Raw genomic sequence first — 14,953 nt, 5'->3', positions numbered from 1 at the left:
CAGAGGGGATTCGTCCGATGTTTGAAGCTCAGCCACCGCGGCCTCCTTTCAGGCTGGATGTGCGTTTCAGCAGCCAGTCGACGACGAGATTGATGGAGATGGTGAGCGCGGCAATCGCGGCCCCCGGCACCAGCGCCGCGGACACGCCGAAGATGATGCCGTCCTTGTTGTCCTTGACCATGCCGCCCCAGTCGGCGGTCGGCGGCTGGATGCCGAGCCCGAGGAAAGACAGGGTGGAGATGAACAGAACGGCGAAGGCGAGCCGCAGGCCGAATTCGGCAAGCAACGGCGTCATCGCGTTCGGCAGGATCTCGCGGAACACGATCCAGACCGTCTTTTCGCCGCGCAGCCTTGCCGCCTCGACGAAGTCCATCACGGCGATATCGCCCGCCAGTGCCCGTCCGAGACGGAACACGCGGGTGGAATCGAGCACCGCCATGACCACGATCAGCACGAACAGGTTCTGGGGCAGCGCCGCCAGCACGATCAGCGCGAAGATCAGCGTCGGGATCGACATCATCAGGTCGTTGAGGCGCGACAGGCCCATATCGACTATGCCGCGCATGACGGCCGCTACGAAGCTCAGGACAACGCCCAGCGAGAAGGCAAGCACGGTGGCGCAAAACGACACGAACAGCGTCATGCGCGCGCCGTAGATCATGCGCGACAGCAGGTCCCGGCCGAGATTGTCGGTCCCGAGCGGAAAGGCCGCGCTCGCCGCCTCCCAGGGGCTTCCGACAACCTGATTTTCGCCGTAGGGCGCGAGAAAGGGCGCAAAGACGGCGGCGATGACGGCGATGGCGATACCGGCCATGCCGATCCACGCCGTCAGCGGAACGGAACGGATATTCATCGCGGATGCCTCAGACGCGGATTGACGACAATGGACAGAATGTCGGCTGTCATGTTGAGCAGAATATAGATCGCGGCGAAGACCAGCCCGCAGCCCTGCACCACCGGCAAGTCGCGTATCGTCACCGCATCGACCATGTACTGGCCCATGCCGGGGTAGACGAAAACCACCTCGACCACGACGACGCCGACGATCAGATAGGCGAGGTTGAGGGCCACGACATTGATGATCGGCGCCAGCGCATTGGGGGCCGCGTGTTTCACGATCGCCCGCATCGCGCCGATGCCTTTCAGCTCGGCGGTCTCCATATAGGCGGAGGACATTACATTGATGATCGCCGCACGGGTCATCCGCATCATGTGGGCGAGCACCACCAGAACCAGCGTCGCCACCGGAAGGATGATGGTCTGAAGCTTCTGCCACAGGCTCATACTGTCATAGACCGTGGCCGGAAAGGCTGCGACCGGATGCTGGACCACGAACACCATGATCAGCAGATAGGCGACGAAGAATTCCGGCAGCGAGACGGCGGCAAGCGAGACGAGGTTGATCAGCCGGTCCGCCAGACGGTCGCGATAGAGCACGGCGAGAAGGCCAAGGCCGACGGCGAGCGGAACGGCGATCACGGCTGCGGCGCCCGCCAGAAGCAGCGAATTGCCCAGCCGGGCGGCAATCTGGCCGCTGACGGACTGGCCGCTTGCCCAGGACGTTCCGAAATCGCCATGCAATATGCCGACGAGCCAGTCGAAATAGCGGGTCACGAGCGGCTGGTCGAGGCCGAATTCGGCGCGCAGATTGGCGATCGCCTGCGGCGTTGCCGCCTGACCGAGATAGGTCTCGGCGAAGTCGCCGGGCAGGATTTCGATCCCGGCGAAGATCAGGATCGAACTGGCGAGAAGCAGGCCTATGCCGAGCACGATCCGCTCGCCGATACGGCTTGCCATGGGAAAGCGCGCGCGCAAAACGAAGATCAGGCCGGGAGAGGGCGCGCCGACAGGGGCGGTTGGTGTTGGTTGTGTTTCTGTCATGGGGGTGTGAAAGCCGCGGCTTGATCCCGCGGCTTCCTCTTTTCTTCGGATCAAGAAACGAGCCAGGCGCGGCTGGCGATCTGTCCGTTGGACAGGTCGTTGCCGACGTCGTCGATCCAGCCCTGCATCTTCACCGAGCGGGCATTGAGGTAATTGTTGAACACCGGCAGGATCAGGCCGCTATTGTCGCGCACCATGATCGCCATCTGGCGGTAGAGCGCGCGGCGCTTGTCCTGGTCGGTCTCGGCGCGGGCTTCGAGCAGCATCTTGTCGAATTCGGGGTCCTTGAAACGGGTGTCGTTCCAGGTCGAGGTTGAAAGCTGGGTTGTGGTGTAGCGGATATCCTGCGTCGCCCGGCCGCCCCAATAGGAGGCGCAGAACGGCTTCTTGTTCCACACATTCGACCAGTAACCGTCGGCCGGCTCGCGCTGCAGCTGGAGGTCGATGCCCGCTTCCTTGGCATTGGCCTGGAACAGGACGGAGGCGTCGACCGCGCCGGTAAAGGCGGCATCGGAGGTGCGCAGCAGGATCGGGCCTTCGTGGCCGGATTTCTTGAAGTAGTGCGCCGCTTCTTCCGGATCGTAGGCCCGCTGCGGGATATCGGTCGGCGCCAGCGCGTAGGCATCGTTGACCGGATAATCGTTGCCGAGCGTGCCATAGCCGCCGAGCACCGTGTTCAGCATCGCCTCGCGGTCGATGGCGAGCTTCAGCGCCATTCTGAGATCGTTATTATCGAAGGGCGCGGTGTCGCCATGCATCAGGAAGGAATAGAAGCCCTTGCCCTTGGTGCTGATCGTTTCGATATTCGGCGCCCGCGACAGCAAGGACATCGTCTTCGGGCTGAGCGTGTTGATGAAATGCACCTTGCCGGACGAAAGGGCCGCGATGCGGGCGGTGTTGTCGTTGATGACCAGAACCTCGACGCTGTCGACGAAGCCGCGATCCTCGTTCCAGTCATCCTCATTCTTCGAGAAGGTAATGCGAATGCCCGGCTCGAAGCTTTCCAGCTTGTAGGGGCCCGTGCCGATGGCGCTGTTGGGGTCATCCATGCCGCCGTTCTTCTGGACCTGCAGGTGATAGTCCGTCAGCATCAGCGGCAGGTCGGCATTGCCGTTCTTCAGCGTGATCACCAGATCCCCGCCGCTTTCCTCGATGGTCTCGATCTCTTCGAGAAGGCCGAGAGCCGCGGAGGTGGAATCCTTGTCGGAATGGCGGCGGAGCGTCTGGGCGGCGTCGTTGACGGTAAACGGCGTGCCGTCATGAAAACGCACATCCTTGCGCAGCTTGAAGGTCCAGGTCTTCGCGTCGTCGGAAGAGGTCCAGCTTTCGGCAAGGCTCGGCAGCGCCTCGCCGGATACCGGATCGGTGGTCACCAGCCGGTCGCCCCAGGTGAAGCCCACCAGGAACATGGTGCTGCCGGCATAGGTGCCGGGATCGAGAATATCGGTGGTCTGGCCGCCGTCGAGGCCGAGAACGAGATGACCGCCGCGCTGCGGCTCTTCGGCCGCAAGGCTTTCGCGCGGAATGAGAAGACCGGAAGCGGTCGCCGCAAATCCGGCCGCGGCTGCGGAGGCCAGAAAGGCGCGACGGTTGAGGCCGGTCTTCTGAATGGCTGATTTCGTGTTTCTCATATGGTTTCCCCTGACTGTTTTAGCATTGCACATATCGACCGCGTCGCCCCGCGACTGCGGATGATCGCAAAGGCGATATCGAAATGCCTGAAGGCGCGATTGACGGGTCCGTCAAATTTCATGCGCAAAGGCATAAGCGGCTTGCGCAAGCCAGGCAACTTCGCGTATTGACGCACAATGACGCTAATTGACGCTATAATGACCGGCCTCGAAAACATTGAAATCCCAAAACAACAGTCTCTTTGCAGCCAATCTGCGATTTGCCTGCAACACTCGCCCGTCGATTACTGCAATCTGCCGCGAGATCGGCATCAATCGACAGCAGTTCAACCGCTATCTTGCCGCGCAAACGCGCCCTTCGCCCTATAATACAGGGAAAATCGCGCGGCATTTCAACCTCAAGCCGCAGGACTTCCTGCTGCCGGAAAAGCGCTTCCAGGACGTACTCGGCACGCCTGCCGAGACCGTCGGACCGGATTTTCTGTTGCGGGAGGGGTTCCCCGGAAACCTGCCGGAGCTGCGTCAGTATACGGGCTATTACGAACTTTACCATAAAAGCCTGTCATGGCCCGGGAAAATCGTCCGAAGCTGTGCCAGGATCGAGGAGAAAAACGGCCAGATCACGGTCAAATCGATCGAGCGGATTTATGACCGGGACCAGGAGATTCGACAGTTCTCGAAATATGTCGGACTGGCGGCCTACTGGCGTAACCGGCTTTTTATCGTCGAGCGCGGGGTGGGGGAACAATCCTTCCTGTGTCAGACGACGCTGATGCCGTTTGCCGAGCATCAGCGCACCTATCTGCGCGGGGTGACGACCGGCGTTTCCTGGCGCCAGGAAAACCTGCCCTATTCCACGCGGGCGATCTGGCGCGTGGCCGGGCCGAACCCCGACAAGCGCAGACTGCTGGAAGGATGCGGCCTGTTCAATGAAAAATCGCCGAAACTGCCGCTTCCCGTCCGCCGCTATCTCAACAGCGAAGGCGAAAATCACACGCTTGTCGCAGCACGATAAAAGCCTTGCGAGGACCGGCAAGCCGGAACGACTCCGCCGGTTGCGACCGCGCTCGAAATCAGAAGATGAGCCGATGGGACGGATGCCCCCTTTCGGCCGTGCGCAATGGCGCAAGCCTCTCGGAAATAGGCCACGCTCCGGACGGGAATTATTCCGCCGGAACGTGGCCTGCCTTCAGATCAGAACTTCACCTGGAGCCTTGCGTTGACGCCGTTGTAGCTGACGTCGTCGCCGAACTGGCCCTGGTAGGACACGCCGATCGTGGTGTTGGCCGACAGGTCGAAGTCGAGGCCGGCCTCGACCACGGCGGCATCCTCGGCAACGGCGACGCCGGTGACGGCGAACGGCGTCGAGCCCGCAAAAGCCTGCGTGACGGACGGCGTGATATCGCCAAAGGCGTGACGCCAGCCGATCATGCCGCTTGCCTTTGCTCGCGTTGCGCCGATCATGAAGTCGGAGGAGACGCGCGCGCCCACGGTGGTGAAGGTGGTATCTGAGCTGCCGCTTGCGCCGCTCAATGCCGCTGCGCCGCCGCTCTCGCCATAGCCATCCGTATCCAGATTGACATAGGCGAGGTTGGCGAACGGCTCCAGCTGAACGTCGGAGAGGTCGAACTGATAGCCGAGTTCTCCGAACGCCTGGAAGGTGCCGGCGTCATAGCTGCTGTCGAGCGCATTCGTAAGGCCCGGGATGAACACCGAACGGCTGGTGTCGATCTGGTGCCACGTATAGGCGAGACCCGAGCGGAAGCCGAGGCCGCCCCATTGCGAACCGGCATAGAGGCCGAGCGAGTAGTTATCGCTGGAACCGGACGACGCGCGGTCATCGCTGTCGAAGCTCGAATGGCTGTAGCCGGCAAGCGCGCCGACGCGCCAGGTTTCGGCAAGCGGGATGTCGACGCCGACAAGCAGGCCGCCCGTCGCGCTGTCGAGGCCGGCGGCATTGGCGTTGCCGTCGAACGTGTTCCACGCTCCGAAGGCGCTGCCCCAGGCGGCGATGCCGTTTGCCTGATCGGGAGCGACGAGGTTTGCACCGTCCGGGCCATAGGCCAGAACCGGCGCCGACGATGCGCCGACCGTGCCGAAGGCTGCCCGCAGGCGATCGGCCTCCGCGCCGCGGACGATGCCGCTTTCCTCGATCAGCGCGGATTTGACCGATGCATGGATCTCGCCGGAAAGCTGGTCGAAGCCGTTGCGGATGAAATCGGGATCGTCCGGCAGCATGACGATCGCGTCATAGAGCTGGTTTCCGGCGGTAAAGCCGATCGACTCCACGCTTGCCGCGACGGCTGCCTGGTTGGCAGTTTGAGTCAGCGATGCGAAATCGCGGTCGTTGCGCTGCAGCTTCAGGCCGATTTCGCCCGTGCCATAGAGAAAGTCGGGCGTCAGGAAGGCGAAATCGGAGGTGACGCTTGCGAATTCGCCCTCGATCTCACCGGCCGAGAGGACGGTGTAGGTCGAGCGCGGATCGTAGACGCCGTCGAAGCCGACATGGGCGAGCGTGCCGTCCAGCGAGGCCTTGCCGGTGACGGTCACAGCGTCGCTGCGCCCGCTTTCCGGGTCGACTTCGACGGCGAAGATCGAGCCGCTGGCGAAGGCGAGGTCGCCGTCGATGGTCAACGTGCCGATGGAATTGCCCGGCGACAGCGTGCCGCCCGCGGCAATCGAGACCAGCGATCCCGCGCCGGAGCCGATCGTGCCGGAGCCGCCGAGTATCGCGCCGTCATTGACGGCCATGCTGCCGCCGATCGCGCCGGCGCCGTTTTCGTCGCCCACCAGCAGCTTGCCCTCGTTGACCAGCGTGGTGCCGGCAAAGCCGGAGCTGTCGGCCGTCAAGAGCAGGGTGCCGACGCCGCGCTTTTCAAACGTGCCGTCGCCGGAGAATGTCTTCAGAGCGGTCACCGGAACCGTCGGGTGGGAAACATCGATCCAGCCCCGGCCGTCGAAGCGGATGGCCTTGTCGAGCGCCGTGATCGGGCCGGTCCACTGAGCCCAGTCATCGTCCGGTCCGGCGGTGCGGATGCCGCCATTGTCGAGCGTGATCAGGCCGTCGGAGGAGCCGAGTGCCGCGCTTTCGTCGATCGCCACAGTCTTGCCGGCGGTGACGACGATGTCGCGGAAGCGCTCATGATCATCCACGCACATCGCGCGGGCGCCCTGAAGCGACAGATGCTGCGCGTCGGCGCAGTCGAGCGCCAGCTTGAGGGGCGCGAAGGGATCGTTTTCGAAGTCGAGCCCGGTCTTCGCCGAAAGCGCGGCGCGCACGGCCGGATCGCTGAGACCGAACGTTTCGACAAGCTCGTCCCAGGCCGGGTTTTCCGGCTTGGTGTCAAAGGCAAGGTCCTCATCGACATATTTCATGAGGATATCGCCCCATTGCTCCCAGCTCATGTCGCTGATGCTGCCGATGCCCGGGAACTCTTCGCGATGCGCCTGGAAATAGTCGTCGAGAACGTTGCGGAAGAATTCCGGATTGGAGGTATCCGTCAGCTTGTCGAGATAGGCCTTGTAAACCGCCTGCTGTTCGGCGGGCACGTAGAGGGAAAGCTCCTCCTGAAAGGCTTCCGGGTCGTGACGGTCATAGACCGCGTTGGCGAGCAGGAAGCCGAGGCGGTCCTCGGTGACTTCCGGGGCCTGCGCATAGATCGGACGGCCATCCTCATCGGAAAGCTGGCCGAGATAGACATCGGTGCGGTGGTTGTTGCGCGACAGCCGGAATTCATTGGCGCGCTCTGCCGAATCGCGCGTGTTGGCATCGAAGGTCAGGCGGATCTTGCCGCTGCCGTCGCCGATCTCCTCGACATTCGGGCCCTTCCAGCGGATTTCATGGGCGAGCGGCTCATGATCGGAGAGCGCGTGACCCTCGTCCGTCGTGCTGATGTCCTGGTCGAGAACGCCGCCGACATAGTGGTCGTCTTCGGCATCCGTCAGTTCCCACCATTTGGCATAGGGGCGCGACGCAATGAAGTGGTCGATCTGGGTGCGGCCCCAGGACGGCCATTTGAAGGCCTCGTCGTCTTCCTCGACGCTCGGCCATGTTGTGCTGCCATCCGCCAGCTTGTGGGGGGCGAAGCGTTCGCGATCCTCGGGGTTCTGCAGGATCTGGTACTGCTTCTTCAGAAGGTTCATCGTGTAGGGCGTGTTGCCCGCCACGGGATAGGTCTCGTCGGTGAACAGGCCTTCCGGCATGGTGTTGGACTTGCGGTTGATATAGGCTTCGGCGGCGGCGTATTTTTCAGAGCCGATGGCGTGATTGCGCGCGACATATTGCAGCGCCCAGGCCTTGTGGTCCGCATTGCCGGTCTCTCGCGCGCGCTTCATCATGAATTCCTGCTGAACCACTTCCAGCAGTCCGCGCTCGGAGACGTCGCCCGCGTTGAAGTCTCCCGTCATGATAATGGGGCTCGCCTTGCTTGCCGCCCAGTCGTTCAGCTCATGGGCTTCGCGGTTACGATGGAGAAAGGCATCGTCGCGGTAATCGAGATGCTCCGTCGCGATGATGGTCTGCGGGCGGCCGTTCTCGCCGCCGACAACCACGTGAACCGGCTCATCGGTATTGCTGTAATCGATAATGTCCTTGTCGCGCCAGGCAAGGCCGGTGTCGCCCTTCGAGTGCAGCTCGTAATCGCCAGCGCCAAGGTCGGCCATCTTCTTCTGGATATCGACGCCGTAGCTGTTGCGGTATTCCTGGATGGTGATGAAGTCGTAATTGCCCGATGAAAGAAGGTCGGCGGCTTCGGGGATGAGCGTCGATGCGCCCCAGGTGTTCAGGGAGATGATGCGCAGCGCATTGTCTTCGGCTTTCGCTGGAACAGCGCTGACGGCCAGCAGCGAAACGCCGCTCAGAAGGCCGAGCATCTTGCCTGAAATCTGCGCGCGGCTTCCCAGCCGCTGAATGATACCATTCATCGGGTATTCCTTTCGTAATCGGAACGCTATGAAATTTCGATTTGCGTCGTCAGGTTAGTATGTTTCGAAAGCGACATATAGTCCCCGTATATGTCATATTTACAACATTTTTATAGATTCCTTGCGTACACGCGCCCGGTGTTTCAAAAAGGGGACACAGAATCGGAAATGGTGCTGGAGGTGGTGCGGACGTGGAAAGAAGCGGCGAGGAAAGAAAGAAGGAAGGCCGTCAGTCGTCGATACTGCGATTGATGGAGAAGAACTTCTATATCTCCGTAGAGGAGATTTCCGATTTCTTCACGGTGACCACGCAGACGGCCCGGCGCGACATTCTTGCGCTTGAAAAGGCGGGCCGCGTGCGTCGTCTTCATGGCGGCGCGGTTCTCGTCGGCCCGCTGGAGGAAACTGTCTACCGCCGTCGTCGCGTCGACAATGCGGAGCAGAAGCAGCGCATCGGCGAACTTGTCGCCGATCTTGTGCCCGATGGCGCGTCGATCTTCATCGACTCCGGCACGACCTGCGAGGCGATCGCACGCGCGCTGTCGCGCCGCAATCATCTCAGGGTTCTGACCTACAGCCTCAGGGTGGCGACGATCCTGAACGAGAACACCAATTTCACGCTGGCCGTTCCCGGCGGTTTCGTGCGTCCCATTCATGGCGGCATCTTCCAGGAAGAGACGCCCGAATTCATCCGCAACTTCAAGTTCGATAGTGCGATCATCTCGGTGAGCGGCATCGACAATGACGGCGACCTTTGCGACGACGACCATGCCGAAAGCGTTGTGGCGACGGCGGCGATGGCGCAATCGCGCCGCACGCTTGTGGCCGTCGACAGCAGCAAGTTCGGCAAGCGGGCCATGGTGCGGCTGGGGTCGATATCCGACCTGGACACCCTTGTCACCGACACCATGCCGGAGGGGGAAATCCGTCGCCTTCTGGAGGAAAACGACGTCGAGATCATCTGCTGAAGCGCGGCCAAAGCGCGCTTTCAGCCGCTTTTCCGCTGTCCGTTTCATGTCCTCGAAGCCGGTGTGTTTTCGAATACTTCGGTGGCGAGAGTCTGGATACCCGGAAGGCAGACATCGCACAGAGGCTGCAACACGTCGCGCGTTCCCGTTCCCGTCAAAACGCCGACCTTGAGGCCCGCCCCGCCGGAGATCGCCATGTTCATGTCATGGGGATTGTCGCCGACGACCGCGGTCTGCGCCGGGGAGACGCCCATCGCCGCGCAGAACGCCAGCAGCATGCCGGGTTCCGGTTTGACGCCGTAGCCGCTGTCATAGCCGGCGATGAAATCGATCCATGGGGTCAGCGACAGCCGCTCCACAAGACTTTCGATCGCCGCCTGGCTGTCGCTGCTGGCGATGCCGAGCCGGAAGCCGCGTTGATGCAGGTTGCGAAACAGCTTGACCAGATTGGTAACCGGAACGGCGTCGGAGGCCGCGGCTGTAAACAGCGTATCGAGCGCGGCGGTCAGTTCGCCGACGGTGAAAGGCGCGCCGGCCTCGATCCAAGCCCTGGCGATCTCGTCGGTGTTTCCCGCCGCCAGCAGGCTGTTTGACGATGTCAGTCCGCTTTCGGCGTCCATGCCGCCGACGCTCAGAAGATGCGCGGCAAGCGCCGGATCGCCGCTCGCGGCAAGCTCGGCGGCGGCCCGGTTGATGGGCGCCCATGTGCGCTGGTAATCGAGGAGGGTGCCATCCTTGTCGAAAAGGATGGCCTTGATGGGGGAGGCCGTCATGGCGTTTTCCGCTCTTATCTTATGAGACTTACGTCTCTGACGCCGGCGAGCCGCATCAGCACGCGCACGACGATCAGGCAAAGCACCACGATCCCCATGATGCAGACCGAAAAGGCGGCCGCCTGGTTGATCGCGCCGCGATCCGACAATTGCAGCACCGAAACGGAGGCAAGCTGGGTCGAGGGGGTGACGAGAAAGATCACCGCCGACAACGAGACCATGGATCGCATGAAATAGAACACGCCCACACCCAGAAGGGTCGGCCAGATGAGCGGCAGGGTGACCTTGCGCAAGGTGGTCATCGAGGTGCCGCCGAGCGTCGTCGAGGCCTCGTCGAAGGTCGCGCCGATCTGCTTCAGGCTGGTGGACGAGATCAGGAAGGCGTGGGCGTGGTTGTAATAGACCTCGAGAATGACGATCAGCGCAAAGGTGCCGTAGAGGAAATTGAGCGGGTTGTGGGGGTCGTTGAACACCAGGATATAGCCGAGACCGAGCACGATGCCGGGCACGGCGGCCGGCAGGATCGCCAGAAACGACAGCGGACCGGTCAGCGCGGTCTTGAACTTGTGCACGACAATCGCGCCGAGCCCGGTGACGATGATGCCGACAATGGCGGTCGCGAAAGCGACGAACACGCTGTTCCAGAGCGGATCCGTGCCGTTCTGCACGTCGAACCGGTAGTGGCGCAGCGTGAAGCTCATATTGTATGGCCACAGATGCACGAAGCTTGCGAACACGACAATGGCGACGACGGACACGACCAGGCCCGCCACCAGATAGGCATAGAGCGAGAAGAACAGGTCGCGCCGGGCCGAGGGTTTTGGCGTCAGGGGACGGGACTGCTCGGTGACCAACGCGTGCTGACGTGCCGTCATCCGCTTTTCGATCAGCTTGGCGAACATGGCCGGGACCAGCAGCGCCACGCCGATGACCGCGCCGAGGCCGAACTGGGCCTGACCGATGACCTGATTGTAGACTTCCGTCGCCAGCACGTTGAAATCGCCGCCGATCACCATCGGATTACCGAAATCGGTGATTGCCAGCATGAACACGATGAACAGCGTGGCCGCCAACCCGTAGCGGGTGGCGGGCAGGGTGACGTCGCGGAAAATCCGCAGCGGGCCGGCGCCGAGCGCCTCGGCGCTCTCATAGATCCGGGCATCCGCCACGGCGAGCGCCGCCGAAAGGATCAGGAAGGCGTAGGGAAAGGCGTAAAGCGCATTGGCGATCGCCACGCCCCAGAAGCCGTAGATATCGAGATCGAAATCGAGATAGCGGTTGAGGATGCCGTTACGCCCGAGAAGCAGGATCAGTCCCTGCGCCTGAACCAGCGACGGCGCGAACAGCGGCACCAGGATCACGGTCCGCAGGAACCATTTGCCGGGGATGATCGCGCGCTGCAGCGCATAGGCATAGCCATAGGCAACCACCACCACGATTGCCGTGGAGGTGAGCGAGACCAGAATGCTGTCGCCGACAAGCTCCCAGAACCGCATGGTCGAGAAGGTGGCGATGAAATTGCCCAAGCCGAGACCGTCGGGGGTCTCGAGGCTGCGCATCAGAATGCCCAGCAACGGCAGCAGCAGGAAGATGATCAGGAGCGCTGCGACGAACAGCGTCATCGCCCAGACGCTGGCGCGGTCGGCAATGTCGATGCCGCGCGCGGGGCGGCTTGCGGTCTTCACGGCGTCGCTCATGCGAGCACCCTCAGGGCTTCGGCCGGGATGACGATGCCGAGACGCTCGCCCACTTTCGGAACCGCGCTCGCGCCGTGCAACTCGACGGTAATCGGCGCCTTAGGCTCGGCATTCGTCACCACCTCGACGCGGGTGATATTGCCGAGATAGGTGACGCCGGAGACGGTTGCGGGAAGCGTGTTGTCGCCGCTGGCGTCTGCATCGCTCAGGGAAATCATTTCCGGGCGCACGCCGAGGGCCGTGATATGGTCCGCCGCGTGCGCACTGTCGGCAAGATGAAGCGCGACGCCGCCGAAGCTCGGCTGCATGCGCGCGTTCTCATCCAGCCGCAAGATGTTCATGCGGCCGATGAAATCGGCGACGAAGGCGGTTTTCGGCTCGGCATAGAGTTCGCGCGGGGAGCCGATCTGTTCGATGCGTCCCTTGTTCATGACCACGACGACATCCGCCATCGCCAGCGCCTCTTCCTGATCGTGAGTCACCATGATCGTGGTCAGCTTCAGGCGCTGCTGGAGGCTGCGGATTTCCACGCGCAGTTCCTCGCGCACCTTGGCGTCAAGCGCCGACAGCGGCTCGTCGAGCAGAAGCAGCGACGGATCGGGCGCGAGCGCGCGCGCCAGCGCAATGCGCTGCTGCTGGCCGCCCGACATCTGCGCCGGCAGCTTGGCGCGATGGTCGCCAAGGTGCACGAGGTCGAGCATCTCGTCGACGCGGCTGCCGATCCTGGCCTTGTCCCAGCGCCGGCATTCAAGCCCATAGCCGACATTGCGCGCCGCGCTCATATTGGGAAACAGCGAATAGGACTGGAACACGACGCCGAAATTGCGCGCCCTGGTGGGCACCGCCGTCAAGTCCTCGCCGCCGAGCTGGATCGTGCCTTCGTCCGCGTCTTCAAGCCCGGCGATGACGCGCAGCAGCGTGGTCTTGCCGCAGCCCGATGGTCCCAGAAAACAGACGAAGTTTCCGTGCGGGACATCGAGCGTGACATTGTCGACTGCTGTCAGCCTGTCGAAGCGCTTGACAAGGTTGCGGATCGAAAGGTCCATCGCGCGTTCTCTCCTGATGGGGGTTTGGGCGTGCGGGCCGGGAAAAGACGATGTCGCTTTTCTACGCGGGGCACGTAAAGCAATTAAATTGAATTGGTCAGCCGAAGCTTGTCTCCGCCGAAATGCGTTGGGCGGAAAGCGCCGGCGGGCAACATCGCCCGCCGGCTACGTCATCCTCTGGCGTTTCTTAGCGCTCGTAGCGTTCCTGCCAGGTGTTGATGATTTCCGTTCGGTCTTCAGCCGCCGCGCGGAAGTCGACCGGGAACAGCGCGGCCGGAACATCCTCGGGCAGGCCGGCGGAAATGAACCGCTCCGGCACATCGCCGCCCGGAACTGTCACGATCGTCTTCCAGTCATAATAGGCCGTGGCCGCTTCGGGGCTGAGCGTCCAGTCGAGGAAGCGCTTGGCGGCATCCTTATGCTCGGAGGAGGCGACAAGCGCATTGCCTTCCAGCTCGTTGCCAGCGCCTTCGGACGGCACGACCATGGTGATCGGGTAGCCTTCCTCGATGTTCTTGATGGCGCGCATGGCGTAGGAGGCGCCGACGGTGTACTCGCCCATCGAGGCGACGTTGCAGGGGCGGGAGCCGGACTTGATGTACTGCGCGACATTCTTGTCGAGCTTGTCGAGGAAGGTCCAGCCTTCGTCTTCGCCCATCATCTGCAGCAGCGCGTCGATCTGGATATAGCCGGTGCCCGAGCTTGCCGGGTTGGGCATGACGACTTCATCGGCAAAGGACGGGTCGGTCAGATCGGCCCAGGAGGTCGGCATTTCCAGCCCCTCGGCCTCGAGGCGCTCGTTGTTGACGCAGAACGCGGCCATGTAACCGGTGACCGCAAACCACTTGTTGTCGGGGTCGCGGAACTGCGCGGGAACGGTATCGATGCCCTTCGGCTCATAGGCTTCCAGCGTCTCCTCGATCTGCGGGTTGACCATCGAGGTCACCGCAAAACCCCACAGCACGTCATGCTGGGGATTGGCCTTTTCCGCGATGATGCGGGCGGCGAGATCGCCGGTGGAGAGCCTCAGAAGATTGACGTCGATATCGGGCATGGCCTCCTTTGCCTTTTCAAGAAAGGCCGCGGCCTCGTCCTCTTCGTAGGACGTGTAAACCGTGATGGTCTCGGCGAACGCCGCGCTCGAAATCAGCGCGCCGGCCACCGCACCGATCGTCCACAAACCAAGTTTCTTCATTTTGCTCTCCTTTGTACCTGAAACGTCATAAATGTACGTTTTAAGACATTTATCCGCTTAAAATGAATGTTTTGCGACAGTACGGATGTTTTTTGTCAGATACAAGGCCCCGACGGGAATGCTTTTCCAATGGGGTATGAGCCAATAGAGGCGGTTCGGGTCTCGGCCTGCCCATCGTCAGGGCGATTGCAAAGGCGCATGGCGGCGATGCGCTGATCCTTCCTTCCCAAAACGCCGGCCTTGCCGTCGAAATCCGGCTTCCGCGCCGGGACCCGTCAAGGCGCATCGCTCCTGGGGTGTACGCTGCCGGCCTCTGACCGTCGCATTCAGTGGCGAGCGCCTCCGATCGGGCGATAGCGCGCCAGCAGAATGTAGACGGCGATGGCGAGAGCAGCAATCACGGCGGCTGCCACGGACAGCAACGCGATATGGGTTGCACTGAAGGCGGCCTTGCTTGCGGCAATCAGGGCGGCGCCCTGTTCGCCGGCGGCGCAACCTATGCGAAGGCGAAGATTGCTAGGCCCGACAATAGCACCTTCCTGTTTCCCACCCGGTCCGCCAGAGTGCCCATGGGCACCAGCAGACAGGCCATGAGGAGGGGATAGATGTCGTACCGCTCGATCCTGTCCCGAATGGGCGACAGCAAAGAGGCGCGCGCGGCGCGAACGGCCTTTCTGGCGGTGGAGGGACTGTTCACGTTGCGCATCTGGGGGGCGGAGGACAGCGCCGACCTGCAATCGCAACTCGATGATATCGAGGCGATGCTGCTGAGCGATGGCGCTCGCAACTGACCGGGCACATGCCGGTCGCGGCGCAATGGCCGGCAACCTTTCATCCCC

General features: G+C 62.4%; 11 protein-coding genes. 3 read left to right on the top strand and 8 right to left on the bottom strand.

Going from position 1 to position 14,953, the window contains the following annotated elements; genetic code table 11:
• Window positions 1-28: 28 nt before the first annotated feature.
• The 3 genes from JS578_14120 to JS578_14110 are packed head-to-tail and all read right to left on the bottom strand — an operon-like array spanning window position 29 to window position 3,512.
• Complete coding sequence (locus JS578_14120; GenBank protein ID QRX65371.1) at window positions 29-853, bottom strand: ABC transporter permease; 825 nt, start codon at window positions 851-853, stop codon at window positions 29-31.
• Window positions 850-1,881 (bottom strand): ABC transporter permease, encoded by a 1,032-nt coding sequence (locus JS578_14115; protein QRX65370.1) that lies wholly within the window; start codon window positions 1,879-1,881, stop codon window positions 850-852. The genes JS578_14120 and JS578_14115 overlap by 4 nt, the downstream gene beginning before the upstream one ends.
• Before the next feature lie 50 nt (window positions 1,882-1,931).
• Window positions 1,932-3,512, bottom strand: a complete 1,581-nt coding sequence (locus JS578_14110; GenBank protein ID QRX65369.1) for an ABC transporter substrate-binding protein — start codon at window positions 3,510-3,512, stop codon at window positions 1,932-1,934.
• A gap of 217 nt (window positions 3,513-3,729) precedes the next feature.
• Here JS578_14110 and JS578_14105 point away from each other — a divergent pair, with 217 nt between their 5' ends.
• Complete coding sequence (locus tag JS578_14105; GenBank protein QRX65368.1) at window positions 3,730-4,527, top strand: hypothetical protein; 798 nt, start codon at window positions 3,730-3,732, stop codon at window positions 4,525-4,527.
• 179 nt (window positions 4,528-4,706) lie between these two features.
• On the opposite strand, the gene JS578_14100 is transcribed toward JS578_14105, so the two are convergent.
• Window positions 4,707-6,671 (bottom strand): autotransporter domain-containing protein, encoded by a 1,965-nt coding sequence (locus tag JS578_14100; protein QRX65384.1) that lies wholly within the window; start codon window positions 6,669-6,671, stop codon window positions 4,707-4,709.
• 1,955 nt (window positions 6,672-8,626) lie between these two features.
• On the opposite strand from JS578_14100, the gene JS578_14095 reads away from it, so the two are divergent.
• The gene (locus JS578_14095) at window positions 8,627-9,403 is read left to right on the top strand and encodes a DeoR/GlpR transcriptional regulator (GenBank protein QRX65367.1); all 777 of its coding nucleotides are present in this window, start codon (window positions 8,627-8,629) and stop codon (window positions 9,401-9,403) included.
• A 44-nt stretch (window positions 9,404-9,447) separates the two neighbouring features.
• Here the strand turns inward: JS578_14095 and JS578_14090 are convergent, their stop codons facing one another.
• From JS578_14090 to JS578_14075, 4 genes are all read right to left on the bottom strand, one after another.
• On the bottom strand, window positions 9,448-10,176 hold the full coding sequence (locus JS578_14090) for an HAD family hydrolase (GenBank protein QRX65366.1): 729 nt from the start codon (window positions 10,174-10,176) through the stop codon (window positions 9,448-9,450).
• Window positions 10,177-10,190: 14 nt separating this feature from the next.
• Complete coding sequence (locus tag JS578_14085; GenBank protein ID QRX65365.1) at window positions 10,191-11,873, bottom strand: ABC transporter permease subunit; 1,683 nt, start codon at window positions 11,871-11,873, stop codon at window positions 10,191-10,193.
• Window positions 11,870-12,919, bottom strand: coding sequence for an ATP-binding cassette domain-containing protein (locus JS578_14080; protein ID QRX65364.1), 1,050 nt, complete (start codon window positions 12,917-12,919; stop codon window positions 11,870-11,872). The genes JS578_14085 and JS578_14080 overlap by 4 nt, the downstream gene beginning before the upstream one ends.
• Window positions 12,920-13,106: 187 nt before the next feature.
• Window positions 13,107-14,114 (bottom strand): ABC transporter substrate-binding protein, encoded by a 1,008-nt coding sequence (locus JS578_14075; protein ID QRX65363.1) that lies wholly within the window; start codon window positions 14,112-14,114, stop codon window positions 13,107-13,109.
• A 605-nt stretch (window positions 14,115-14,719) separates the two neighbouring features.
• Between JS578_14075 and JS578_14070 the strand changes: the two genes are divergently transcribed.
• Window positions 14,720-14,905, top strand: a complete 186-nt coding sequence (locus JS578_14070; GenBank protein ID QRX65362.1) for a hypothetical protein — start codon at window positions 14,720-14,722, stop codon at window positions 14,903-14,905.
• The last annotated feature ends 48 nt before the right edge of the window (window positions 14,906-14,953 follow it).

The organism is Dysgonomonadaceae bacterium zrk40 (genome assembly GCA_016916535.1).
Taxonomy (GTDB): Bacteria; Bacteroidota; Bacteroidia; order Bacteroidales; family Dysgonomonadaceae; genus Proteiniphilum.
Note: the sequence above shows the minus strand (reverse complement) of the source record. Positions and strands in the feature narration are given on the sequence as shown.